This window comes from Rhizorhabdus dicambivorans (genome assembly GCF_002355275.1).
Classification (GTDB): domain Bacteria; phylum Pseudomonadota; class Alphaproteobacteria; order Sphingomonadales; family Sphingomonadaceae; genus Rhizorhabdus; species Rhizorhabdus dicambivorans.
This window is the reverse complement of the sequence record NZ_CP023450.1, coordinates 125,415-149,437: the sequence shown is the minus strand read 5'-3', so window position 1 is coordinate 149,437 and position 24,023 is coordinate 125,415. Positions and strand designations below refer to the sequence as shown.

Annotated in this window: 24 protein-coding genes; 14 read left to right on the top strand and 10 right to left on the bottom strand. The window is 63.6% G+C overall.

Translation table 11 applies throughout. The features are described from left to right. Window positions 1-54: 54 nt before the first annotated feature. Window positions 55-858, top strand: coding sequence for a recombinase family protein (locus tag CMV14_RS24430; protein ID WP_096367885.1), 804 nt, complete (start codon window positions 55-57; stop codon window positions 856-858). A gap of 146 nt (window positions 859-1,004) precedes the next feature. Here the strand turns inward: CMV14_RS24430 and istB (CMV14_RS24425) are convergent, their stop codons facing one another. The 4 genes from istB (CMV14_RS24425) to copC all read right to left on the bottom strand — a co-directional run bounded on the left by istB (CMV14_RS24425) (window position 1,005) and on the right by copC (window position 4,797). Beyond that, on the bottom strand, window positions 1,005-1,805 hold the full coding sequence (gene istB, locus CMV14_RS24425) for an IS21-like element helper ATPase IstB (RefSeq protein ID WP_066970386.1): 801 nt from the start codon (window positions 1,803-1,805) through the stop codon (window positions 1,005-1,007). Window positions 1,806-1,816: 11 nt separating this feature from the next. Then, on the bottom strand, window positions 1,817-3,337 hold the full coding sequence (gene istA / locus CMV14_RS24420) for an IS21 family transposase (RefSeq protein ID WP_096367681.1): 1,521 nt from the start codon (window positions 3,335-3,337) through the stop codon (window positions 1,817-1,819). A gap of 133 nt (window positions 3,338-3,470) precedes the next feature. Continuing rightward, window positions 3,471-4,415 carry a copper homeostasis membrane protein CopD gene (gene copD / locus CMV14_RS24415; protein ID WP_022684259.1) on the bottom strand — a complete coding sequence of 315 codons (945 nt, stop codon included), beginning with the start codon at window positions 4,413-4,415 and terminating at the stop codon, window positions 3,471-3,473. 4 nt (window positions 4,416-4,419) lie between these two features. After that, window positions 4,420-4,797, bottom strand: a complete 378-nt coding sequence (copC, locus tag CMV14_RS24410; RefSeq protein WP_022684260.1) for a copper homeostasis periplasmic binding protein CopC — start codon at window positions 4,795-4,797, stop codon at window positions 4,420-4,422. Window positions 4,798-4,930: 133 nt separating this feature from the next. Between copC and CMV14_RS24405 the strand changes: the two genes are divergently transcribed. The 9 genes from CMV14_RS24405 to CMV14_RS24365 all read left to right on the top strand — a co-directional run bounded on the left by CMV14_RS24405 (window position 4,931) and on the right by CMV14_RS24365 (window position 12,572). Further along, window positions 4,931-5,203, top strand: coding sequence for a hypothetical protein (locus CMV14_RS24405; protein WP_066970339.1), 273 nt, complete (start codon window positions 4,931-4,933; stop codon window positions 5,201-5,203). Continuing rightward, window positions 5,203-5,643, top strand: coding sequence for a periplasmic heavy metal sensor (locus CMV14_RS24400; protein ID WP_007683368.1), 441 nt, complete (start codon window positions 5,203-5,205; stop codon window positions 5,641-5,643). The genes CMV14_RS24405 and CMV14_RS24400 overlap by 1 nt, the downstream gene beginning before the upstream one ends. Beyond that, window positions 5,640-6,206, top strand: a complete 567-nt coding sequence (locus CMV14_RS24395; RefSeq protein WP_007683367.1) for an RNA polymerase sigma factor — start codon at window positions 5,640-5,642, stop codon at window positions 6,204-6,206. The genes CMV14_RS24400 and CMV14_RS24395 overlap by 4 nt, the downstream gene beginning before the upstream one ends. Window positions 6,207-6,272: 66 nt before the next feature. Next, a complete protein-coding gene (locus CMV14_RS24390) occupies window positions 6,273-8,198 on the top strand; it encodes a copper resistance system multicopper oxidase (RefSeq protein WP_044663296.1) in 1,926 nt (641 codons plus the stop codon). Next, window positions 8,198-9,316 (top strand): copper resistance protein B, encoded by a 1,119-nt coding sequence (locus CMV14_RS24385; protein WP_030541627.1) that lies wholly within the window; start codon window positions 8,198-8,200, stop codon window positions 9,314-9,316. Before CMV14_RS24390 ends, CMV14_RS24385 begins: the two co-directional genes overlap by 1 nt. A 90-nt stretch (window positions 9,317-9,406) precedes the next feature. Further along, window positions 9,407-9,880, top strand: a complete 474-nt coding sequence (locus CMV14_RS24380) for a DUF305 domain-containing protein (protein ID WP_013039091.1) — start codon at window positions 9,407-9,409, stop codon at window positions 9,878-9,880. Window positions 9,881-9,938: 58 nt separating this feature from the next. Continuing rightward, window positions 9,939-11,474: a PAS domain-containing sensor histidine kinase gene (locus CMV14_RS24375; RefSeq protein ID WP_066970313.1), complete on the top strand. Its 1,536-nt coding sequence runs from the start codon at window positions 9,939-9,941 to the stop codon at window positions 11,472-11,474. Continuing rightward, on the top strand, window positions 11,464-12,084 hold the full coding sequence (locus CMV14_RS24370) for a response regulator transcription factor (RefSeq protein ID WP_037486757.1): 621 nt from the start codon (window positions 11,464-11,466) through the stop codon (window positions 12,082-12,084). The genes CMV14_RS24375 and CMV14_RS24370 overlap by 11 nt, the downstream gene beginning before the upstream one ends. An 83-nt stretch (window positions 12,085-12,167) precedes the next feature. Beyond that, a complete protein-coding gene (locus CMV14_RS24365) occupies window positions 12,168-12,572 on the top strand; it encodes a response regulator (protein ID WP_037486787.1) in 405 nt (134 codons plus the stop codon). Between the two features lie 181 nt (window positions 12,573-12,753). Here the strand turns inward: CMV14_RS24365 and CMV14_RS24360 are convergent, their stop codons facing one another. Genes CMV14_RS24360 through CMV14_RS24340 form a run of 5 tightly spaced genes read right to left on the bottom strand, consistent with a single transcriptional unit; the run spans window position 12,754 to window position 18,448 of the window. Beyond that, complete coding sequence (locus tag CMV14_RS24360; protein WP_231746511.1) at window positions 12,754-13,989, bottom strand: MFS transporter; 1,236 nt, start codon at window positions 13,987-13,989, stop codon at window positions 12,754-12,756. Continuing rightward, window positions 13,983-14,969, bottom strand: a complete 987-nt coding sequence (locus tag CMV14_RS24355; RefSeq protein ID WP_170825659.1) for a copper resistance protein B — start codon at window positions 14,967-14,969, stop codon at window positions 13,983-13,985. The genes CMV14_RS24360 and CMV14_RS24355 overlap by 7 nt, the downstream gene beginning before the upstream one ends. Then, window positions 14,966-16,672 carry a copper resistance system multicopper oxidase gene (locus CMV14_RS24350; protein ID WP_044663294.1) on the bottom strand — a complete coding sequence of 569 codons (1,707 nt, stop codon included), beginning with the start codon at window positions 16,670-16,672 and terminating at the stop codon, window positions 14,966-14,968. The genes CMV14_RS24355 and CMV14_RS24350 overlap by 4 nt, the downstream gene beginning before the upstream one ends. A 25-nt stretch (window positions 16,673-16,697) precedes the next feature. Beyond that, window positions 16,698-17,723: an alcohol dehydrogenase AdhP gene (gene adhP / locus CMV14_RS24345; protein WP_044663293.1), complete on the bottom strand. Its 1,026-nt coding sequence runs from the start codon at window positions 17,721-17,723 to the stop codon at window positions 16,698-16,700. 26 nt (window positions 17,724-17,749) lie between these two features. Further along, the gene (locus CMV14_RS24340) at window positions 17,750-18,448 is read right to left on the bottom strand and encodes an aldehyde dehydrogenase family protein (protein WP_408014394.1); all 699 of its coding nucleotides are present in this window, start codon (window positions 18,446-18,448) and stop codon (window positions 17,750-17,752) included. Window positions 18,449-18,633: 185 nt separating this feature from the next. Here CMV14_RS24340 and istA (CMV14_RS24335) point away from each other — a divergent pair, with 185 nt between their 5' ends. From istA (CMV14_RS24335) to CMV14_RS26925, 4 genes are all read left to right on the top strand, one after another. After that, entirely contained in the window at window positions 18,634-20,154 is a 1,521-nt protein-coding gene (istA, locus tag CMV14_RS24335) for an IS21 family transposase (protein WP_096367681.1), read from the top strand. An 11-nt stretch (window positions 20,155-20,165) separates the two neighbouring features. Continuing rightward, a complete protein-coding gene (gene istB / locus CMV14_RS24330; protein WP_066970386.1) occupies window positions 20,166-20,966 on the top strand; it encodes an IS21-like element helper ATPase IstB in 801 nt (266 codons plus the stop codon). Window positions 20,967-21,140: 174 nt separating this feature from the next. Beyond that, window positions 21,141-21,320, top strand: a complete 180-nt coding sequence (locus CMV14_RS24325) for an SDR family oxidoreductase (RefSeq protein WP_066970355.1) — start codon at window positions 21,141-21,143, stop codon at window positions 21,318-21,320. A 121-nt stretch (window positions 21,321-21,441) separates the two neighbouring features. Continuing rightward, complete coding sequence (locus CMV14_RS26925) at window positions 21,442-21,582, top strand: hypothetical protein (protein ID WP_190282641.1); 141 nt, start codon at window positions 21,442-21,444, stop codon at window positions 21,580-21,582. A gap of 117 nt (window positions 21,583-21,699) precedes the next feature. On the opposite strand, the gene CMV14_RS24320 is transcribed toward CMV14_RS26925, so the two are convergent. Then, window positions 21,700-23,967: a TonB-dependent receptor gene (locus CMV14_RS24320; RefSeq protein WP_083216194.1), complete on the bottom strand. Its 2,268-nt coding sequence runs from the start codon at window positions 23,965-23,967 to the stop codon at window positions 21,700-21,702. Window positions 23,968-24,023: the final 56 nt, after the last annotated feature.

Here is a 24,023-nt window from a genome sequence, read left to right as displayed (position 1 = left end):
GTCACCAATGTTACTGTACGAGGGCAAAGCCACCCTAATGTGACGGATTTGCCCATGACCCGCGTCGGCTACGCCCGCGTCAGCACCATCGACCAGGATCTCGACATCCAGGTTGCCCGGTTGAAGGCAGCGGGCTGTGAAATCCTCCGCTCCGAAACAGGCTCGGGCGCATCGCGCACTGGACGCACGGAGCTTGAGACGATCATGCAGTTCCTGCGCGCCGATGACGAACTCGTCGTCCTGCGTCTCGATCGGCTCGGTCGCTCCACACGCGATGTTCTCAATCTGGTTCATGAACTCGACCAGAAGGGAGCCTCATTGCGGGTGCTTGAGCCGGAGGTGACGACGGCCGGAAGCATGGGGCGGATGGTGATCACCATTCTGGGCATGGTCGCGGACATGGAACTGACGTTCATCAAGGACCGGCAGCGCGCCGGGATCGAGGCGGCGCGCGCCGAAGGCGTCTACAAAGGCCGGAAGAAAAACATCGATGACGATGAAATCCGACGCCGGATCACCGCCGGCGCGAGCAAGGCCAGCGTCGCGCGCGACCTCAAGATCTCAAGAATGACCGTCTATCGGGCGCTTGACGTCATTCCTTCAAGGATCGGGCTGCCGGAAAAGCCGCCTTCTGTCACCATCGCCCTGCATCTGACCATCGAGAACTTCAACAAGCATGGTCGTGGCAGAAAGCCCGCTCGCGAGCGCATTGAGGCGATGCTGGAGCGGGATTACCAGATGCAAAAGACCGGGAACTGCGATTACACGCTGACCGTCGCCTATGATCAGGGTGCCGATGGCGTCAGCCTCGATGATGAGATCGCATCTCTCCAGACAGAGATGTCAACGCCGGGATAAAAACGGGCCAGGCACCGGTTTAAAATGGGGCCAGTTGGTTTGAACAAAAAGCCCCAAGGTTGAGGCTGGGCAGCATCGGCAGCGGGGAAGCGGCTGGAGCGGAGCGGAAGCCGATTTCCCGCTGCCGATGGCCGCCCGTTCTTAGGTCATTTATCCTCCCCCTTGTCCTTCTGGCGCTTGCGGCTGCTGGCGAGACGGAAGCTGTCACCATTCATCTCGAGAATGTGGACGTGGTGTGTCAGCCGGTCGAGCAGGGCGCCGGTCAGGCGTTCGGAGCCGAACACCGATGTCCATTCATCGAAGGGCAGATTGCTGGTGATCAGCGTGCTGCCGCGTTCATAGCGCTGGCTGAGTACCTCGAACAGCAACTCGCCGCCCACGGCGGTGAATGGTACATATCCCAACTCGTCGAGGATCAGCAGCTTTACAGATGCCAGATGCTTTTGCAGGCTGCGCAAGCGACGCTCGTCGCGAGCCTCCATCAGGTCATGGACCAACGCCGCGGCCGTTGTGAAGGCCACGCTGTGCCCTTTCTGGCACGCAGCCAGTCCTAGCGCGAGGGCGGTGTGGGTCTTACCGGTGCCGCTGGGGCCCAGCGCAATGACATTACGCCGCCGCTCGATCCATTCACCGCGCGCCAGTTCCAGAACCAAGGCCTTGTTCAGTGATGGCTGGGCTGCAAAGTCGAAGGTGTCAAAGCTCTTGGTGTGCGGGAAGCGAGCCATGCGGATACGGCGCTCCACCATCCGGCGCTCGCGATCAATCCGTTCAAGTTCGCACAGGCGCAGCAGATAGCGGGGGTAATCGGCCCGATCCTGCGCGGCCTCGAAGGCGACCTTCTCATACTCGCGCACAAAGGTGGGCAGCTTGAGCGCTTTGAGATGGTTGGCCAGTAGTACAGCGGGCGGCACGCTGGTGGGTTCGGCCTCGATGGCTGGCAGCGGCATCATGGGATCACTCATGCTGCCACTCCCGTCGCTGGAGTGCCTGCCTGCGAGAGCAGGCCCATGTAGGTGCGCGGATCGGTACGCCCGACATTCGCGCGCGGCAAATGCGGGTAAAATTGCAGATCGAGGCGCGGCACACGCTGTTCGAGGCGGGCCAGCGCGATCATCTTGATCGCATCGAAGCTGATTGCCCCCATCTCCAGCGCGCGGGCCACTGCCCATTCCACCAGGGACTGCTCGAAGCGTTCGCATAGCCGCAGCACCTGGATGAACTCGCGCCGTCCCTCTTTGCCGCTGCGCGCCTCCATCAGTCGTCGGATGCGATGCATCGGTTCAGCCAGCACCCAGCCATCGAGCGGCGCTGCCTGATCAAGCGCGCGGGGTTTCTGTTCTAACAGCGCCAGATAGTGCAGCGGGTTGGCAATGAAGTCCTCCCGCTCATAGCTGCGCGGATGCACTGCGATCAGCTCCCCGCCACAGATGATCGCAACCCGATCGACATAGCCTTTGATTACGACCTCCTGGTGGGCATAGGCCGTCGGCACCGAATAATCATTGGTACGATAGCGCACCAGCGACATCGACGAGGCCCGCCCCGTCACCATATGGCAGGGATCGAACGGCACCGCCGGTAGCGGCATAAAGGCCGCCAGATCAGCCACCAGCCTGTCACCGATGCTGCGCTCATGCCCGCGCAAGATGGCCTGTCGTCGCTCCATGCATTGTTCGACAAAGCGCGCGTTCAGCGCATCAAAGCTGGGCGCCTCTGGCCTCGGCACCATGAAGTGGCGCCGGGAATAACCGACCAGCCCCTCGACCTTGCCCTTGTCGTTACCCTTGCCGGGGCGCCCGAATTTGTCTTCGAACAGGTAATGGCTCTGGAGGGTCGAGAACATCCGGCTGCGCTCGCGCTTCCCGTCGCCCAGGATCTGCGCCACTGCCAGCTTGGTGTTGTCATACAGGATCGACTGCGGGATGCCGCCGAAGAAGGCAAAGGCCGCCACGTGCCCTTCGCAAAATGCCTCAGCCACCTCGGCAGGATAGGCTTTAACGAACGGCGCATCGCTGTGCGGCAGGTCCATGCAGAAATAGTGGAACCGCACCAACTTGCCGTCGATGATCCCGTCCGCCTCACCAAAATCCACCTGCGCATGCCCCGGCTTGTGGCTCAATGGTATGAACACCTCGCGGCTGCGCAACTTGGCGCCCGCCACATAGTCGCGAACAATGGTGATGCCGCCGGTGAAGCCATGTTCATCGCGCAGACGCTCGAAAATACGCGCGGCAGTGTGTCGCTGTTTGATGTGAACCTTGCGGTCATCCACCAGGATTTGGTCAATGATGTCGGTAAATCCGGACAGCTTGCGGCTGTAGGTTTGCCCGCTCCGGCCGTGCGCTGCTGGCTCTGGAAAGCACAGCATCTTGTCGACGGTCTTGCGATTGATCCCAAAATACCGGGCGGCAGCGCGACGGCTCATCCCGTCAATCAGCACGGCGCGGCGGACCTTCTGATAAAGCTCCACTCTCTTCATCCTCCACCTCCGCCCAAAAACGGAGGTCTAGCAGGACTGGCCCCTTTTTAATCCGGTGAGACTGGCCGATCCGTGGCCCCTTTTATTCCCGGTGTTCTCACTTCTCCCAACGCGAGGCGTTCGAAACGATAAACTACATCGACATGGGTGGCGACAGTGTCCCCAGCCAGGCGACCAGCCCGAGAATGACGATCGCAAGACCGCCTTCGACGACGAGGCTCGCCCGCAACAGCGCCTGCGCCCGGGGCGCGTCCTCTTCCTCGATCGCCTGCGCCAGTGCCGGGGTCAGGCGGTAACGGTTGAGCGCGGCCAGGCCCAGCATGCCGGCGAAGAGCAGCAGCTTGGCGATGAGCAGCAGGCCGTAGGTCGACTGCCCGAGAGACGCGATGTTGCCCGGGCCGACCAGGAACCAGCCGTTCACCGTCCCGGTCAGGATCAGCAGGGCGACGATGATCGTGCCGACGAGGGAGAAGCCCCGCAGCGCTTCCTCGGCGAGCATGACCCGGTCCATGTCTTCAGTGGCGAGATCATCGGTTGCGAGCCTGGTAAGAACCAGCGCAAGGAATGCGGCAAGCGCGCCGACCCAGGCGCCCGCGGCGAGCAGATGGATGAGATCGGCCCCCAGTTGCAGCCAGCCCGCCTCGCCTTCGCCGGCCGCGCCATGCCCGCTCCAGGCGAGGGTCGCGAGCGCGACCGCGCCTGCCAGAGTGGACGCGATAAAGACAGGACGGGATTGCCGGCGATAGAAGGGGATGCAGAGCAGAAGAACAAGAAGCGCGACAAGACGCGCCTTCAGCGCCGTTCCCATGGACGTGCCGTTGATGAGGTCTGCGACCATGGATAGATCAGGCTGGGTGAGCGGCAGGCCGGTCATGGCCGCAGCCTGCAACGCGAACCCCAGCGCCGACAGCAAGAGGGCGAGACAGGCGAGACAGGCCACCATTGCCGCCATCGGCATATGCCGCTGAACGATCCGGCCGCCGCCAGGCGCATAGAGCGCGAACAGCGGCAGGCCGAACAGCAGGCCGAGATCGACGTAGAGTGCCCAGCGGACGGCGACGAGTGCCACGTCGTTCATGGCTTCACTTGACGGTAAAGGCGAGATTTCCCTGGATGCGGTGCGTGTCGGTCGAGACGACGTGCCAGGCGACCTGATAGCTGCCTGCCATGAGCGGCTTGTCGAGCGCCAGCACGAGCGTCTTGCCGCCTTCGACGGCCGTCTTGAAGCCGGTAACCGCCATGCGGTGGTTGGGCATGCCGGGCATGCCGGTCATCACGATCTCGGCGCCCGACAGCTTCGGCATCAGACCTTCACTGAAGGTGAGCGTGATACGCGAAGGCGCCGAGACGCTGGCGTTCGCGGCGGGCGTCGAGGACACAAGCTTGGGATGCGCGTAGGCCGGAGCAGAAACACTCAGGCCGACGGCGGCGATAACTGCGAGAGGCGAAAAGAAACGCATTGGAACATTCTCCTGTAGATCCCATGAGACAATACGCAGCCCGAGCCCCCACCCCTCGCAATTATTCTTTTCAATCTACAGCAAGGGTTCCTGGACCATCGTGCGTATTGAAGGATGAAGACGGAGAAGCACCATGGATGAACTTGACCACCTGCTCTCGCGGTTGCGCGATGCGCCTCTCGATCCCAGGCTCAGCGGCCTGGAAAGCCGGGTCATGGCGGAAATAGCGCGCATCCGGGCCATACCAAGCCTTGGCGCTATGACGTTCGGCATCGCGGCCGCAACCGCGCTGTTCATCGGAATTGCCGGCTCGGCAGTTCCGACACGGTCTGCTGATGCCAAACCGCTATCGCCCTTCGATGCTCGGCTCGCGCTTGCGCCCTCGACGCTGCTGAGCTCGCAGTGATGCGCGACCGCCGCCGGCTCCTGCTCCTCGTCCTGGTGACCTTCGCCGCGGCGATCGCTGGCGTTGTCATTGGCCGCGTCTATGTGGTTCCAGTGCGCCCGGTCGAAAATGAGCTGCACGAGCTGCTCCATCGCGATCTGAAGCTGAATTCAGCGCAACACAGCCGACTCGAGACAATCGAGAAGAACTACGCGATCCGGCGTCAAGCGCTGGAGGCCGAATTGCGCGCCGACAATGCGCGTCTCGCGGAAGCGATCGAAGCGGAGCATGGCTATGGCCCGCAAGTCGCAACTGCGGTGGATCGCTCGCACCAGGCCATGGGCGCGCTGCAGAAAGAAACACTTGAGCATATCTTCGCGATGCGGGCCGTGCTGCGCCCGGATCAGACGGACAAATTCGACGACGCCGTGGTGAAAGCGCTGACGGCCAAATCCGAATGACCGCGTGCCTCCCCGACTGCTCGGACGGGGAGCTCGCGGCTCTGGCGCTTGGAGGCCGGCAAGCGGCCTATGGCGAGCTGGTCCGCCGGCATCAAGGTTGGGTTCACCGGCTCGTGCGCAGCCATGTCGGATCTATGGATGAGGCATTGGATGTCACCCAGGCGAGCTTCGTCGCGGCCTTTGCCGCACTCAACCGCTATGACGTAACCCGACCCTTCCAGGTCTGGATGTCCCGGATTGTCATCAACAAATGCCATGACTGGCGGCGTCGGCGAGCGGTTCGAAATTTCTTTGCCCTAGCCCTACCGCTCGGCGAGGCGGACGGCGTCGCCGACGACGCACCGCTGCCCGATCAGGCGATCGGGGCCGAACAGCAGCTCGCGCAAGCAATGAAAGCGATTGCTGCCCTGCCGTCTTCCCTCAAGGACACGCTTATTTTGCGTACGATCGACGAGAAATCGGAAGCTGAAACCGCCGAAATTCTCGGGATCAGCCAGAAGGCGGTCGAAACGCGCCTCTATCGAGCTAGGGCACGCCTTTCGGAAATATTAAAGAAAGTTTGAGGGGGATGAGGCCATGCTGCGTATTCCCAATAGGTCCGCCCTCTTTCTTAAAGCTGAGACAACCGAATGATATCTGCTCTCGACCGCCGCCAGTTCCTTCGCGGAGCGGCCCTCGCCGGTGGTGGCGCCGCACTGTCAGCCTGGCTGCCGGCCTGGGCGCAGACGATCTCGCCGGGGATGCGCCCGACGCTGCCGACCGTGGCGGGCGAAGACATCACGCTCACCATCGCCCGGCAGTCGATGACCATCGACGGGCGCAAGTTCCGGGCAATCGGCCTCAACGGCACGGTCCCCGCCCCGCTGATCCGGCTGCGCGAGGGCCAGCGCGTGCGGCTCAACGTCGTCAATCAGCTGGAGGAGGACAGCTCGATCCACTGGCACGGGCTGATCCTGCCGGCCAATATGGACGGTGTGCCGGGCGTGTCTTTTCCGGGCATCAAGCCGGGCTCGAACTACCTCTACCAGTTCTCCGTCGTGCAAAGCGGCACCTACTGGTACCACAGCCATTCAGGCCTGCAGGAACAGGAAGGCCATTACGGCCCGATCATCATCGATCCCGCCGGTGCCGATCCGGTCGCCTATGACCGCGAGCATGTCATCGTGCTCGCCGATCACAGCGCGCTCTCGCCGCAGGCGATCTTCCGGCGCCTCAAGGTCAACCCCGGCCATTTCAATTTCCAGCGCCAGACCCTGGCCGGGCTCCTGTCGGGCAAGGATCAGCCGCTCAAAGACCGGCTCGACTGGGGCCAGATGCGGATGGACCCGGCCGACATCTCCGATGTGACCGGATCCACCTACACCTATCTCGTCAACGGCCATGGTCCGATGGACAACTGGACCGCGCTCTTCACCCCGGGCGAACGGGTGCGGCTGCGGGTCATCAATGCGTCGGCGATGACCACCTTCAACGTCCGCATCCCCGGCCTGCCGCTGACCATCGTCCAGGCCGACGGGCAGAATGTGGTGCCGGTCACCGTCGACGAGTTCCAGATTGGTGTTGCCGAGACCTACGACGTCGTTGTCAGCCCAGGCGATGACAAGGCCTACACCCTTGTCGGCGAGGCGATCGACCGCTCGGGCATGGCGCGTGCCACGCTCGCGCCGCGCGCCGGCATGGCCGGCGAGGTTCCCCCCTTACGCAAACGGCCGCTCGCCGACATGAAGGACATGGGCATGGACATGTCCTCGATGCCGGGCATGGAAGGCATGGACATGTCGGGCGGCGCTATGCGGGGCGTCGATCCGACGGCCGAGAAGAACGCGTCCGCGCGCCTCGCGACCGGCGCGGCGGCAGCGATGGCGACCATGGACAATAGCGCCATGGCAGGCATGGATCATTCGGGGATGGATCATGGATCGATGGCCGGCATGGACCACGGCGCGATGGGCGCCGATGGCCAGATGGCGGGCATGGATCATGGCGGGCACGCGATGGGCTCGATGAAGATGCGCGACTTCTCGAACGCGCCGCAGGTGAAGCGCGACCCGAGCGTCCAGACCATCTCGCCGATGCCCGTAGACCGCACCGGCGAGCCCGGCCAGGGCCTCGCCGACGTCGGCCACAAGGTGCTTGTCTACAGGGACCTGATGGCGCTCGATCGCAATCCGGACGTGCGCGCGCCGAGCCGCAGCATCGACATTCACCTCACCGGCAACATGGAGCGGTTCATGTGGTCGTTCGACGGCGAAAAAATGTCGGACCATCACGAGCCGATCCCCTTCATCGAAGGCGAGCGGGTGCGCGTCAATCTCATCAACGACACGATGATGGGGCATCCGATCCATATTCACGGGCATTTTTTCGAGCTGGTGACGGGGCATGGCGATCATGCGCCGCGCAAGCATACGGTGATCGTCCAGCCCGGCGGCAAGGTGACCTGGGACTTCACCGCCGACGCGGTCGGCGACTGGGCCTTCCACTGTCATCTCCTCTACCACATGCATGCAGGGATGATGCGGGTCGTGAGCGTCCGTCCGAAGGGAGACGCGTAATGACCCGCATCCTCACGCCGCTGGTGAGCGCGATCGCCCTTTTCGCTGCCGCGCCCGCCTTTGCCCAGGATCATTCGATGCACGGCATGCCCGGCATGGCGCCGCCGGGCGAAGTGGCGCCGGCGCAGGAGAAGAAGAAGGACAAGGCCGCCGCCAGGCCGCGCGCTCAGACACCAGCGCCGGACGCCACCTCGGCGATGGACCATTCGCAGCACCAGGCCAGTCCTGCGCCGCAGGGAGATGCGGCCGGTCAGCCGCAACCCGCGTCTCCCGCGATGCCGGAGATGCCGGGTATGGACCATTCGCAGCATGGCCAGACAACGATGCCGGGAATGCCCGCCATGCCCGGCATGCAAATGACCGGCACGGCGCTTCCGGCCGGCAATGCGCCCCCGCCGCCTCCCCCAAGCGACCACTTCGCCGATCGTGATTTTCCCGGCGGCGAGATGGCGCGCTCGCGCGACATCATGATGAAGGATAGCGGCGGCAACAATTTCGGGCAAATGCTGCTCAACCTGTTCGAGTATCAGGCGCATAGCGGCCGCGATGGCTATCGCTGGGATGGCGAAGGCTTTTACGGCGGCGACATCAACCGGCTCTGGCTCAAGAGCGAGGGCGAAGGCGAGTTCGGCCGCGGCATCGACAGCGCCGAGGTGCAGGTGCTCTACAGCCGGGCCATCGACCCCTATTTCAATCTTCAGGGCGGTATCCGCCAGGACTTCGGCCGCGGGCCCGACCGCACCTACGCGACGATCGGCGTCGAGGGCCTGGCTCCTGGCATGTTCGAGGTCGAAGGCGCGCTGTTCCTCTCGACCAAGGGCGATGTTCTGGGCCGGGTCGAGGGCTATTACGACCAGCGCATCACCCAGCGCCTGATCCTCCAGCCGCGCGCCGAGGTCAATTTCGCCGCACAGGATATTCCGGAGAACGACATCGGTTCGGGGCTGGTCAACATAGAGCTCGGCGCGCGCCTGCGCTACGAATTCAGCCGCCAGTTCGCGCCTTACATCGGCGTTTCCTATCTGCGCAAAGCCGGAGACACGGCGCGGCTGTCGAGGCTTGCGGGCGAGGACGTCCATGCCACCAGCTTCGTCGCCGGCGTTCGCTTCTGGTTTTAGCATCAGGACGGCTGATGGCGGGGGCGAACAAGAGAGCGGGGCGTTACACTCATACCCAGGTCGGCCGGCGCCGAGCGAAGGAGATACGCCATGGACCATTCGTCCCACATGAACACCCGGAAGATGGGCGCCTATTGGAGCCTTGCCGTTCAGACCGTCATCAGCGGCGTCATCATGTATCTGGTGATGTTCGTCATGATCGACGGGCTCGACAGCTTCTACAACAACCTCAACATGCTCTACATGACGCTGATGATGGTCGCGCCGATGGTGGTGCTGATGATCCTCGCCATGCGGCACATGTTCGCGTCGAAGGCCGCCAACATCGCGCTGATCGCCGCGTCGCTGGTCGCCTTCTTCGGCAGCTTTGCACTCATCCGCACCCAGACCACGATCGGCGACACGGCCTTTCTGCGCTCGATGATCCCGCACCATTCCGGGGCGATCCTGATGTGCCAGGAAGCAAAGCTCAGCGATCCGGAAGTCATCCGGCTTTGCGAATCGATCAAGCGCTCGCAGCGGCAGGAAATCGACGAGATGAAGGCCATACTCGCGCGGCGCTGAGTGGCACGGTCGGGCTACGCCCGGATACGTGCGCCCGGCCAGGTATGTGAGCCGGCCGATGGTCGACACGAGGCGCGGGGCGGACGAGATTGCAAGCGACGTAGCGCGGCTTGCGCCGCTGTTCCTGCGACAGGCTGGCGGCCACGTCCTGACGCTGCTCGATCCTTCCGGGATCGTGCTGAGCTATAATGAAGAAGGCGAGCGTGCCGAATGCTGGCCGCTCGATCGCGTTCTGGGACAGCCCCACGACCTGTTCTACCCGCCAGACGAGATAACGGCAGGACGGCCTCGCGCCGACTTGGACGCCGCTCTGCGCGAAGGCACTCTGGAGCGTGAAGCCTGGCGAGTCTGCGAGAACGGCTCGGAATACCTTGCGCGATTGACCATCACTGCGCTGTTCGAAGACGACGCCCATCGAGGCTTTGCCTGCATCAGCCGGGATGTCACCGACGAGGCGGCGGTCCGGGCTTCAAACGAAACGCGCGAGCAGCATCTGCAATCGATCCTGGCGACCGTACCTGATGCAATGATAATAATCGACGAGGCCGGCGTCATCACCTCGTTCAGCGCTGCTGCCCAGCGCATGTTCGGCTATTCGGAAGCCGAGCTCGTCGGGCAAAATGTCTCCTGTCTTATGCCTCAGCCCGACCGCGACCGGCACGACGAATACATCGCGCATTATCTGCAGACGGGCGAGCGCCGGATCATCGGTCTGGGCCGCGTCGTTGTGGGTCAGCGCCGCGACGGCTCGACCTTCCCGATGCAGTTGTCGGTCGGCGAGGCCGGTGAAGAGGGCCAGCGGCTTTTCACAGGGTTCATCCGGGATCTCACCGCCAAGGAGCAGGATGAGCTCAGGCTCAAGGAACTGCAAGCGGAGTTGGTTCATGTCTCGCGGTTGAGCGCGATGGGTACGATGGCCTCCACGCTTGCTCATGAACTCAATCAGCCGCTCGCCGCAGTGGCGCTCTATCTCGAAACCATTCGGGACATGCTCGCTGTCCAGGATGATGAGCCATTCGTCTCTCTTCGGTCCGTAATGGACGATGCCGCTCAGGAGACGCTGCGCGCTGGCCACATCGTCCGGCGCCTCCGCGACTTCGTCGCACGCGGTGAGGTCGACAAGAGTTTGCACGACCTGCCGCAAGTCATCACCGAGGCAAGCCAACTGGCACTGGTCGGCGCGCGCGAGCGGGGCATCCGTAGCTTCTTCGCAATCGACCCCGCAGCCACGCCGGTCCTCATCGACAGGGTGCAGATCCAGCAGGTGCTCGTAAACCTGATGCGCAACGCCGCTGAGGCCATGGCAGAATCATCGATCCGCGACCTCAAAGTCGCGACGAGTTTGCGTGCCGACGGCCTTGTCGAGGTTACGGTGGAGGATACCGGCCCCGGGATCGCGGAAGAAATTCGCGAACAACTGTTCATGGCGTTCACATCGACGAAGGCCGACGGCATGGGCCTTGGCCTCTCGATCTGCCGGACGATCATCGAAGCACATGGCGGCCGCATCTGGATGGAGCGCTCCGACCGAGGCGGCACGTGCTTTCACTTCACGCTGATCCACGCGCGGGCGGAGGAGGAACATGGGGGATAGACGCATCATTCATCTGGTCGACGACGAGGAGAGCATCCGCAAGGCGGCAAGCTTCGCGCTCAAAACCGCGGGCTATGATGTCATCGCCTACACCTCCGGAGTGGAATTTCTCAGGACAGCGAAGTCCGCTGAAGTAGGCTGCGTTATCTTGGATGTGCGGATGCCTGAAATGGACGGTCTCCAAGTCCAGACCACTATGGCTGCGCGTGGGATCAACATGCCGGTCATCGTCCTGACCGGCCACGGCGATGTGTCGGTAGCTGTGCAGGCTATGAAAGGCGGCGCGATTGACTTTCTCGAAAAGCCCTTCGAGAAGGCTGCCCTGCTCGAGGCCGTGAGGCGCGCTTTCGCTCGTCTCGACGATGTCGACCTTCGCGCGCTGGAATCGTCGGAAGCCGAGGTGCGGGTTGCTGCCTTGACCCCCCGCGAGCAGGAAGTGCTGGAAGGATTGGCGAACGGCTTGCCCAACAAGACGATCGCCTATGATCTGGGTTGCTCATCCCGGACGGTCGAGGTTCACCGCGCCAGCCTCATGGCCAAGCTCGAGGTCCGCAATCTCTCTGAGGCGTTGAGGATCGCCTTTGCTGCCGGGTTCGGTCGCAAGACGTGATAACTGCGCCCTCTACGTAGCGACGAGGATGCCGCATCGTGCGAGCCATTGCCGTGATGCAACAGGTCCTCATGTCGCGCGAGATGTCTTCGTTTTCTGACACACAAGGTGATGGGCGCTACACCATCCTCGTCTCCGACGACGACCCGGGTGTTCGGCGTGCCCTTCAGCTTCTCCTTAGATCCCGTGGCTACTGCGTCTGTAGCTATACAAGTGGTAGCGCGCTTTTGGCCGATTCGCGTGCCAAGCGAGCCAATTGCCTGATTGTTGATTATCGCATGCCGGACATTGATGGCTTTTCGATCCTGCGCCAACTCCGATCGCTGGGCTGGTCCGGATGCTCCATCATGATTTCGGGCTTCCATGACGAGGTTCTCGCCCGCCGCGCTGCCGACGCGGGCTTTGATCACATGATCACTAAACCACTAAGGAGCCGTCTACTCCTCGAGGCAATCGGCCGTCACAGACGCCTCTCGTCGAATGAGTAAATGGACCGCGTCCGACCGCCAACGCTAAAGAGGCCAGGTGGGGACACGAGCACGTCGTTTTTCCAGAGGAAACCAACCCAGCTGCGCCCAAGGGCCTTGCCCGCGGCTGGGCTCATTTGTCACAGCAACACATCTTGGATAGTGGTGGACGGTACGATTCATATCGATTTACGCGCTCCCCTTATCCGCCTGACGAATTAGCACCTGAAGAGGGCCGTTTCCAAGCTAGTGGCAGGACCACAAGCAGCAGGAGCGACAGGCCGGCAATGCTCCAGAGGACGAGAGGCTGAGCGCCGGGTGCGGCGAAAGCGAGCGCCACGGGCGCCAGTGCCTGCCCGATGCTGGCAGCCGAATGCTGGAGGCCAAGCCTCACCCCTGAGGCCGCCGCAGAACCGCTGATCCAGAAGCTTGTGACCAATCGCAGGCTCGCCGAGCTCCAACCGGCGACCAGGATGAACACGCTCATATCGGCTATGCTTGATGCGAGTGGAAAGGCAACGAGCGCCGCTGCCAGCAAACCGAGCGTCAATCCGGCAAGACGCCCGGGAACCTTCACTAACCAATCGAGCCTTGCATGAAAGATCTGCGCCGCCAGCATGCCGAATCCGCAAAGACTGAGCATCCAGGCGATCTGCTCGCGGCTCAGCGAGACCGCACTGCGCGTCATCAGGAGATTGACGTGCATAGCGGCAAGCCCGGCCCCCGCAGCGATCGTGATGAGTAATAGGACTCCCGTGGCGCAGACTGTCGGCGGCGGCGGATCTCCTGAGTCGAGGCAGTGCGCACAGCGGCCTGGCAGGCTTACAAGGCAAAGCGACCCCGCGACGGTGCCGATGCTGGCAGCAACGATCATGAGCGGCGCGCCGGGCATGATCGCAACGGAGGCTTCCGCCAAAAGCGGTCCGCCGAGGTCTCCCAAAAATACAGACCCCGTCAACCAGGTGAAACGCCGCGCCTGCTCCCCACGGCTGACCGCGGCGAAACTCGCACTGAGCAGCGCAAGCGGTATGATGGCGGCGGCCGCCATCCCCGCGACCGTGCGCAAAACGTAGAGAGTCGGCAGAGCTACGAGGCCAACTGGTGCAGTCACCATCGCGAGGATAATGAGCGCTGTGCGCAACATGACGCGGTAGTCGACCCGGTCGGCAATCCAGCCCCAAAGCGGTGCCGCCACCAGTGCTGCCAGCGGGTGGACGGCGGTCAAGCTCGCGACATGAAAATCATGCGCTGAGGAAAGCCCGCCGGGATTTGGGTCGACCAGGGTCGGAAGGAAAGCGAGAATGGCCGTCTGCCCTGCCGAGGCCGACACCGCCGCGAGCAGCAACACAATGAAGGAGGATTGACCACGCTTGCCATCGTGTGATTCGCCTTGGGGAACAAGCGGGTCAGCGGTTCGTCGGAGAGCCGGTATCACCACCAAGCGCGCAAGCCGATCACCAGCCGGTGTTCGGATGACCCCTCGCCCCGCAGGCGTCGGAAGCCCGCCGTGCCATCGAACGCACGCTCCCAGACGAAGCCGATATAGGGCGCGAACTTGCGCGACACCTCGTAGCGCAACCGTCCGCTCAGCTCGACATTGCTGAAGCCGCTGCCAAGCTGCCGATCTCTCGACCGCTTCGAATAGATATTGGTCTCTACCTGCGGTGTGAGGATCAACCGATTGGTGAACAAGACCTCATAGGACGCCTTGGCGCGCGCCGCGAGACGCCCATCGGTTCCTACATAGCCGGTGAGCTGGACGTCGAACCAATAGGGCGCCAGTCCCTCGACGCCGGCGGCCAGCCAGGTGGTCGCACCCTTGCCGAGATCCTGCCTGACCCCGAGCAGCGTGCCCCAGAACGGGTTCTTGCTGTGCCACCACAGCGCCTCGACGCTGCTCTCCGGATCGAGACGTTGGTCGCGGGAGTTCTTGAGCCCCTGGCTGCGCAGCCAGAGCTTGTCATTGTCCTGACCCTTGGTGACGAGCACGGTCCAGCCCACGCCCTGACCCTCGTTGCCGCTGGTGAACTCAAGCTCATCGACAAGTATCTTGGGGATTGAGAGCTTGTCGGCCATCTCATAGCCCGGCAGCGTCGAGTTGCGGTAGCCGTCGGCATAATCGTCCGAGTTGCGCGCGTCCGGCGGGGCCTGGCCGCCCTGCATCGAGCCCATGTCCATCGTGGCGCCGTTACCGGACGCCTTCGTGTCGGTCATATCCATGCCCGGCATGTCCATGCCCGCATGGTCCTGAGAGCCTTGCGCGGAAGGAGTGTGCGGAGCGGGAGTGGCCGTTTGGGCAGGGGTGGTGGCGGGCGACGGGGGCGAGGCATCCTGCGCGAGGGCGGGGGCCGTGATCGCCGGCGCCAGGAAGAGGGCAGCGCCAAGAGCGATGCCGCGCGAGGGGAAAATCCGGATCATGCGACCACCACCTCCCGGAACATGCCGGCCGCCATGTGATAGAGCAGATGGCAGTGGAAGGCCCATCGGCCCATGGCGTCGGCGGTGACGCGGAAGCTCACCCGCTGGGCGGGCTGGACCACGACCGTATGCTTGCGGACCTGGAAGGCGCCGTCCGGGCCTTCGACATCGCTCCACATGCCGTGCAGATGCATCGGATGCGCCATCATCGTGTCGTTGACGAAGGTGACGCGCAGCCGCTCGTTCGGCCTGAAATGGAGCGGCCTGGAATCGTTGAGCTTGATGCCGTCGAGCGACCAGATGAACCGTTCCATATTGCCCGTCAGATGCAGCTCGATGTCGCGCTCGGGCTCGCGCGGGTCGGGATCGCCGCCCGGCGTGCGCAGATCGGCCAGCGTCAGCACGCGCCAGCCGCGCCCGCGCAGCCCGGCGCCGGGATCGTCGAGATTGGTGCGCGGATAGTCGACGCGCATGTCGGTATTGGCGCCATATTCGGTGCGGGCGTGCCGTGCCCTGGCCGGCATCTCGGTCATGCCGTGCCCGGCATGCGCGTCGCCTCCCATTGCGCCCATCGTCGCCATCGCGCCCATCATGTCGACCGGCTCGAGCCAGGTCCGGGCATCGAGCGGCGGCACGGCTGCCGCCATGCCCGGGGCCGGTGCGATCGTGCCACGCGCATAGCCGCTCCGATCGATCGCCTGCGCGAAGATGGTGCGGGCGCCGCCCTCGGGCATGGTGAACTCGACGTCGTAGGTCTCGCCCGGGCCGATCCGGAATTCCTCGACCGTGACCGGCTCGACCGGCTGCCCGTCGGTCGATACGACCGTCAGCTCGACCCCGGGGATCCGCACGTCGAAGAACGTCGCCGTCCCCGCGCCGACGAAGCGCAGGCGCACGCGCTCGCCGGGCGCGGCGATACCGGTCCAGTTGCCGGCGGGCGGCGCGCCGTTCATCAGATAGGTGTAGGTCGCGGCAGAGACATCGCTGTAGTCGGTCGGGTTCATCCGCGAGCTGTTCCACATCCGCCGCCGCTCGAGCGCCTTGCCCAAGCCCATGGTGCCGACATCCTTGAGGAAATCGCCGGCGGTCGGCTGCGCAAAATTATAGTAGCTGCTCTGCTTCTTGAGATTGAGGAAGATCTGCAACGGCGGCTCGTCCGACCAGTCGCTGAGCACGATGCAATAGTCGCGATCGGGCGCCCGCGCCGTCGGCACCTGTTTTGGCTCCACGATGATCGCTCCATAGAGTCCCGTCTGCTCGGCGAGCGTGTGAGCGTGATACCAGTAGGTTCCGCTCTGGCGGACCTCGAAGCGATAGGTGAAGGTCTCGCCCGGCGCGATGCCGGCAAAGCTGATGCCGGGCACGCCGTCCATCTCCGCCGGCACGATGATGCCGTGCCAATGGATGCTCGACATCTCCTTGAGGCCGTTGCGTACGCGCAGCGTGACCGTGTCGCCTTCGCGCAGGCGCAGGACCGGCGCGGGCACGCTGCCGTTCACCGCGGTCGCGATACGGCGTTTGCCGGTGAAGTTGACCGGCAGCTCGGCGATCTCGAGGTCGAACTCGGTCCCGCTCAGCTCAGCGGGCAAGGTTGGTGCGGATCGCGCGAGAAGCGCCGGGGCGAAACCGGCGACCGCGCCGCCGATCGCCAGCCCCTGGACGAAACGGCGCCGCGCGATCGGCCGGATATGTAAGGGAGACATGAACTGTACTTTCGCGAAGTCGGGTTCAGGCGAGGTCGAGGACGATCCGGCCCTCGATGTCGCCATGATGCATGCGGGAGAAGACGTCGTTGATGTTCTCCAGCTTGTCTGCATGGACCGTGGCCTTGACCTTGCCCTCGCCGGCGAACGCCAGTGCCTCGAGCAGATCGAGCCGCGTGCCGACGATCGAGCCGCGCACGGTAATGCCGTTCAGCACGGTGTCGAAGATCGACAGCGGGAAGTCGCCCGGCGGCAGGCCGTTGAGCGCGACCGTGCCGCCGCGCCGGACCATGCCGAGCGCCTGCTGGAACGCCTTGGGCGAAACGGCGGTCACCAGCGCCCCGTGCGCGCCGCCAATGGCTTTCTTGAGCGCTGCCGAAGGGTCCTCGCTGCGCGCGTTGACCGTCAGTGTGGCGCCAAGGCGTGTAGCGAGGTCGAGCTTGCTATCGTCGATGTCGACCGCGGCCACATTGAGACCCATGGCACGGGCATATTGCACCGCCATGTGGCCGAGCCCGCCAATGCCGGAGACGACCACCCACTCGCCGGGCCGGGCCTCGGTGGCCTTCAGTCCCTTGTAGACGGTGACGCCCGCGCAGAGGATCGGCGCAATGTCGAGGAAGTCGACATTGTCGGGAAGGTGACCAACATAGTTGGGATCGGCGAGGACATATTCGGCAAAGCTGCCATTGACCGAATAGCCGGTGTTCTGCTGTTCGTGGCAAAGCGTCTCCCAGCCACCCAGGCAATGCACGCAGTGCCCGCAGGCGGTGTAGAGCCAGGGCACACCGACCCGGTCGCCTTCCTTCACATGGGTGACGCCGGCACCAACGGCGGCGACATGCCCGACGCCCTCATGGCCGGGAATGAAGGGCGGGTTGGGCTTGACCGGCCAGTCCCCTTCTGCCGCGTGCAGGTCGGTATGGCACACGCCGGTTGCCGCAATCTTGACCAGGACCTGCCCGGGGCCGACCGTCGGGATCGGCGCGTCCTCGATGACCAGGGGCTTGCCAAATTCGCGGACGACCGCCGCCTTCATGGTTTTCGCCATGTCCGTTTCTCCTTTTAAGCGGGGGGTCAGAATAGGCCGAGCGCGTGCTCGTCATAGGAGACGAGCAGATTCTTGGTCTGCTGATAATGATCGAGCATCATCCGGTGGTTTTCACGCCCGAAGCCCGATGCCTTGTATCCGCCGAAGGCGGCATGGGCGGGGTACTGATGATAGCAGTTGGTCCAGACCCGCCCGGCCTCGATCGCGCGGCCGAGCCGGTAGGCGGTGTTGCCGCTCCGGGTCCAGACGCCCGCGCCAAGACCGTAGGCGGTGTCATTGGCAAGTGCGATCGCCTCCTCGACCGTCTTGAACGTGGTGACCGACAGGACGGGACCGAAGATCTCCTCCTGGAAGATGCGCATGTGGTTCTGACCCACGAACACGGTCGGCTGCACGAAATAGCCCTGGTCGAGCGCACCGCCCGGCAGCGCCCTGGCGCCACCGACCAGACACTGCGCGCCCTCGGCCTTGCCGATATCGATATAGCCCAGGATCTTGTGGAGCTGGTCCTCCGACGCCTGCGCGCCGACCTGGACCGACGGGTCGAGCGGATCGCCCTGGCGGATCGCGGCGACGCGCGCCACGGCGCGCTCGATGAAGCGGTCGAAGATCGACTCATGGATCAGGGCGCGCGACGGGCAGGTACAGACCTCGCCCTTGTTGGCCCAGTCGGCCCGAAGCTGCGATTTTGGCCATGTTGAAGAACAAAGATTGAACATGGCGATCTACCAGGCTCGCTCTTGTCCTCCAATCTCGTAAACATCGGTCTCGATCGAGCACCTGTAGCTCTCTGCGATGTTGAACATCTCTTGAGAACACCGGGAATAAAAGGGGCCACGGATCGGCCAGTCTCACCGGATTAAAAAGGGGCCAGTCCTGCTAGACCTCCGTTTTTGGGCGGAGGTGGAGGATGAAGAGAGTGGAGCTTTATCAGAAGGTCCGCCGCGCCGTGCTGATTGACGGGATGAGCCGTCGCGCTGCCGCCCGGTATTTTGGGATCAATCGCAAGACCGTCGACAAGATGCTGTGCTTTCCAGAGCCAGCAGCGCACGGCCGGAGCGGGCAAACCTACAGCCGCAAGCTGTCCGGATTTACCGACATCATTGACCAAATCCTGGTGGATGACCGCAAGGTTCACATCAAACAGCGACACACTGCCGCGCGTATTTTCGAGCGTCTGCGCGATGAACATGGCTTCACCGGCGGCATCACCATTGTTCGCGACTATGTGGCGGGCGCCAAGTTGCGCAGCCGCGAGGTGTTCATACCATTGAGCCACAAGCCGGGGCATGCGCAGGTGGATTTTGGTGAGGCGGACGGGATCATCGACGGCAAGTTGGTGCGGTTCCACTATTTCTGCATGGACCTGCCGCACAGCGATGCGCCGTTCGTTAAAGCCTATCCTGCCGAGGTGGCTGAGGCATTTTGCGAAGGGCACGTGGCGGCCTTTGCCTTCTTCGGCGGCATCCCGCAGTCGATCCTGTATGACAACACCAAGCTGGCAGTGGCGCAGATCCTGGGCGACGGGAAGCGCGAGCGCAGCCGGATGTTCTCGACCCTCCAGAGCCATTACCTGTTCGAAGACAAATTCGGGCGCCCCGGCAAGGGTAACGACAAGGGCAAGGTCGAGGGGCTGGTCGGTTATTCCCGGCGCCACTTCATGGTGCCGAGGCCAGAGGCGCCCAGCTTTGATGCGCTGAACGCGCGCTTTGTCGAACAATGCATGGAGCGACGACAGGCCATCTTGCGCGGGCATGAGCGCAGCATCGGTGACAGGCTGGTGGCTGATCTGGCGGCCTTTATGCCGCTACCGGCGGTGCCGTTCGATCCCTGCCATATGGTGACGGGGCGGGCCTCGTCGATGTCGCTGGTGCGCTATCGTACCAATGATTATTCGGTGCCGACGGCCTATGCCCACCAGGAGGTCGTAATCAAAGGCTATGTCGATCGGGTTGCGATCATCTGTGGCGGGGAGCTGATCGCAGTGCATCCGCGCAGCTATGAGCGGGAGGACTTCATTGCCAACCCGCTGCACTATCTGGCGCTGTTAGAACAGAAACCCCGCGCGCTTGATCAGGCAGCGCCGCTCGATGGCTGGGTGCTGGCTGAACCGATGCATCGCATCCGACGACTGATGGAGGCGCGCAGCGGCAAAGAGGGACGGCGCGAGTTCATCCAGGTGCTGCGGCTATGCGAACGCTTCGAGCAGTCCCTGGTGGAATGGGCAGTGGCCCGCGCGCTGGAGATGGGGGCAATCAGCTTCGATGCGATCAAGATGATCGCGCTGGCCCGCCTCGAACAGCGTGTGCCGCGCCTCGATCTGCAATTTTACCCGCATTTGCCGCGCGCGAATGTCGGGCGTACCGATCCGCGCACCTACATGGGCCTGCTCTCGCAGGCAGGCACTCCAGCGACGGGAGTGGCAGCATGAGTGATCCCATGATGCCGCTGCCAGCCATCGAGGCCGAACCCACCAGCGTGCCGCCCGCTGTACTACTGGCCAACCATCTCAAAGCGCTCAAGCTGCCCACCTTTGTGCGCGAGTATGAGAAGGTCGCCTTCGAGGCCGCGCAGGATCGGGCCGATTACCCCCGCTATCTGCTGCGCCTGTGCGAACTTGAACGGATTGATCGCGAGCGCCGGATGGTGGAGCGCCGTATCCGCATGGCTCGCTTCCCGCACACCAAGAGCTTTGACACCTTCGACTTTGCAGCCCAGCCATCACTGAACAAGGCCTTGGTTCTGGAACTGGCGCGCGGTGAATGGATCGAGCGGCGGCGTAATGTCATTGCGCTGGGCCCCAGCGGCACCGGTAAGACCCACACCGCCCTCGCGCTAGGACTGGCTGCGTGCCAGAAAGGGCACAGCGTGGCCTTCACAACGGCCGCGGCGTTGGTCCATGACCTGATGGAGGCTCGCGACGAGCGTCGCTTGCGCAGCCTGCAAAAGCATCTGGCATCTGTAAAGCTGCTGATCCTCGACGAGTTGGGATATGTACCATTCACCGCCGTGGGCGGCGAGTTGCTGTTCGAGGTACTCAGCCAGCGCTATGAACGCGGCAGCACGCTGATCACCAGCAATCTGCCCTTCGATGAATGGACATCGGTGTTCGGCTCCGAACGCCTGACCGGCGCCCTGCTCGACCGGCTGACACACCACGTCCACATTCTCGAGATGAATGGTGACAGCTTCCGTCTCGCCAGCAGCCGCAAGCGCCAGAAGGACAAGGGGGAGGATAAATGACCTAAGAACGGGCGGCCATCGGCAGCGGGAAATCGGCTTCCGCTCCGCTCCAGCCGCTTCCCCGCTGCCGATGCTGCCCAGCCTCAACCTTGGGGCTTTTTGTTCAAACCAACTGGCCCCATTTTAAACCGGTGCCTGGCCCGTTTTTATCCCGGCGTTGACAGGTCGCGCCGCATGCGCGAGGGCGGCATGGGCTTCGACCCCAAGGGGCCGATCATGATGCCCGGCCGCCTGCTGCTCGGTTCCGCCCAGCCGATCCAGCTCGCGAGCGCGATCCTGTTCCTTGCCAGTCCCGCGTCGAGCTACATGACCGGCCACGTCATGGCCGTCGACGGCGGTTATATGGTGGGATGAACGGCGGCCGGTGGAGCGAGGGCGGTCAGGCTGCCCGGCGATCATGGAGGCGACGGCCCAGGCCATAGTCCCATGATCGTCGTGCGCTGCGGCCCGTGTCCGGCTGCACGAACGTGACGGGATGGACGACCGGCGGGAAATCGCGGTTGAGGCGAGGGATCTGCCGATCGCCGCCACCTGCCCGGCCCGCTGCAGCTTGTCGCCGGCGGCGACGCTCTGCATCGATCTGATGCGAGAGGCGATGTCGAAGGTCGTCGGATAGCCGGCCCCTGCGCCGAACTGCCTCAATCGGGCCTTGCTTTCGTCAGGGTGGACGGGCTGGCGGGATATCCTCCCGCCAGCCTTCCGGATATCGTTCGCCAGTGCTCGGCGGTGGCGATCAGAAGCGGACGCCGAACTCGACGCCATAATAGCGCGGCATGCCGCCAAAGGCGTTGTATCCGATGATCGGCGACTTGATCTCGGCATATTCGGTATTGGCCAGATTGCGGCCGAACAACGACACCGACCAGCGGCCCCGCTCGTAGGTGACGTTCGCGTCCCAAAGGCCATAGGCTTTCTGTTCGAGCAGGGGCGTGTTCTGCACGTCGGTGTAGACATGCGAGCGCCAGGTGTAGCCGGTGCGGAACGACAGCGAGCTGTCGTCGCCGAGATCGGTTTCGTAGCTGCCGCCGATATAGGCGGTCCATTTCGGCACGCGGTCGAAGCGGAGGCTCGTCGCGCTGACGCCGGCGGGCAGGCCGGTCAGGTTGTTGAACGAGTCGTATTTCGCGTCGGTATAGCCCAGCGATCCGTCGAAGCGCAGGCCACGGACCGGAGCAAATGCGGTTTCCAGCTCGATGCCCTGGATCGTCGCCTTGGCGGCGTTGAACAGCTGCTGGGCCGGAGGTTCGCCGGCAACGGCGAACTGGACGAGCCGCTGGATGTCGTCATATTTCTGACGATAATAGCCCAGGTTGATGCGCAGGCGGTTGTCCAGCAGGTCGGACTTCACGCCCACTTCGTACGACGCGACCGTCTCCGGATTGGCCGGGGTGACGGCACCGCCGGCCGATGGCGCGCGGGCATTGAAGTTGCCTGCGCGGTAGCCGCGCGAATAGCTCGCATAGAGCATGATATTGGGCTGCACCTTGTAGTTCACCACGAACCGCGGCGAGACGTCGTCCCACGACTTCTTCGCGTCGAGGAAGTTGAGCACGCAGGATTCGAAGCTCTGGCCCGGGCAGTTGACCAGCGGCTGGACGTGCATCCGCTTGGTGTCCTTGCTGTAGCGGACGCCGGCCGATGCGGTCAGTTCGGGGGTGATGTGGAAATCGAGATTGGCGAAGGCCGCATAGGACTTGATGTCCTGGTCCCACACGTTGACGGTGTAGCGGTCGAGCGTGGTCGTCGGGAGCCGGGTCAGGCGCTTCTCGAACACATCCTCCTTCAGGTTGAAGTAGAAGCCGCCGACCAGCAGGTCGAACCGGTCCGCGATGGTGATGTTGTAGCGTGCCTCGAAGCTGCTTTGCTTGGCATCCTCCTCCCCGTCAGGGTACAGCAGCACGTCGAAGGGATCGCCGCCGACGTTGAGCGTCGAGTCATAGCTGACCTTGCGGTAGGCGCCGATCGCGGTGAGCGTGCCGGCGCCGATGTCCTGCGACAGCTCCCCGATGATATGGAAGCCCTTGATGTCGGTATAGCCGGGCGTGCCCAGATTGACGCCCCACTTCTTGTCGGCAGGCGTATAGCCCCACAGGGTCTGCTGCTGCCGCTGAGGGCTGCCGGGAACGAAGAAGGAACGGGTCGCGCCGCCGCCGTCCTTGAAATTGATATACTGGCCGAGCAGCGTGAACCGCGTGGCTTCGGCGACATTGAAGACCCAGGTCGACTTGACGACCACCTCGTCGGCGCCACCGACCCGGCCTTCCTTGTGCTGCGCCGCGGCGGCCCCGGTGGGGTTGGCGTTGGTCGCGGCCGGGACGGTCACGAAGGTGCCGCTGTTCCGGTTGTGGAAGAAGCCGTCATTGTTGCGGGTCAGCACCGCGAGGCGCGCGAAGACCTTGTCCTCGACGATGGCGGTCTCCAGCCCGGTCCGGGTCTCGACCGTGTTCGCATTGCCCAGGGTGACCTTGAACGTCGCTTCGCTCTTGCCGGTGGGGCGCTTGCTGCGCAGGCTGACGGCACCGCCCGATGCGTTGCGGCCGAACAGCACGCCCTGCGGACCACGCAGCACCTCCACCCCCTCGGTGTCGAACGTGTCCAGCACGGCGCCCGCCTGGTAGCCGATGACCATCCCGTCCTGGATGATGTTGACCGCCGGGTCGAGCGACCTGACGCTGCTACTCACGCCGACGCCGCGCATGAAGAAGTTGGCGAAGCCGGGGAAGGTGCCGACCCCGTCGAGCTGGGCGTTGGGGACGAGGCGTCCGATGTCGCGGATGTCGATCGCGTGCGAGGCCTCGATCGTCTTGGAATCGATCGCGCTGATCGCCATCGGCACTTTCTGGAGCTGCTCGCCGCGCGCCTTCTTCTGGGCATAGACGACGATGTCCTGGATGCCGTCCGGATTCGGGTCCGCAGCCTGCGCGTAAGCCGGCGAAACCAGCGCCATGCCCAGTGCCGCAGCACTCGCCATCGCCAATGATCCTCGAACGGATGTCTTCATGCGACCTCTCCCTGTGCCGATTATTCGATTAATATCGATATCGAATTAAATGCATT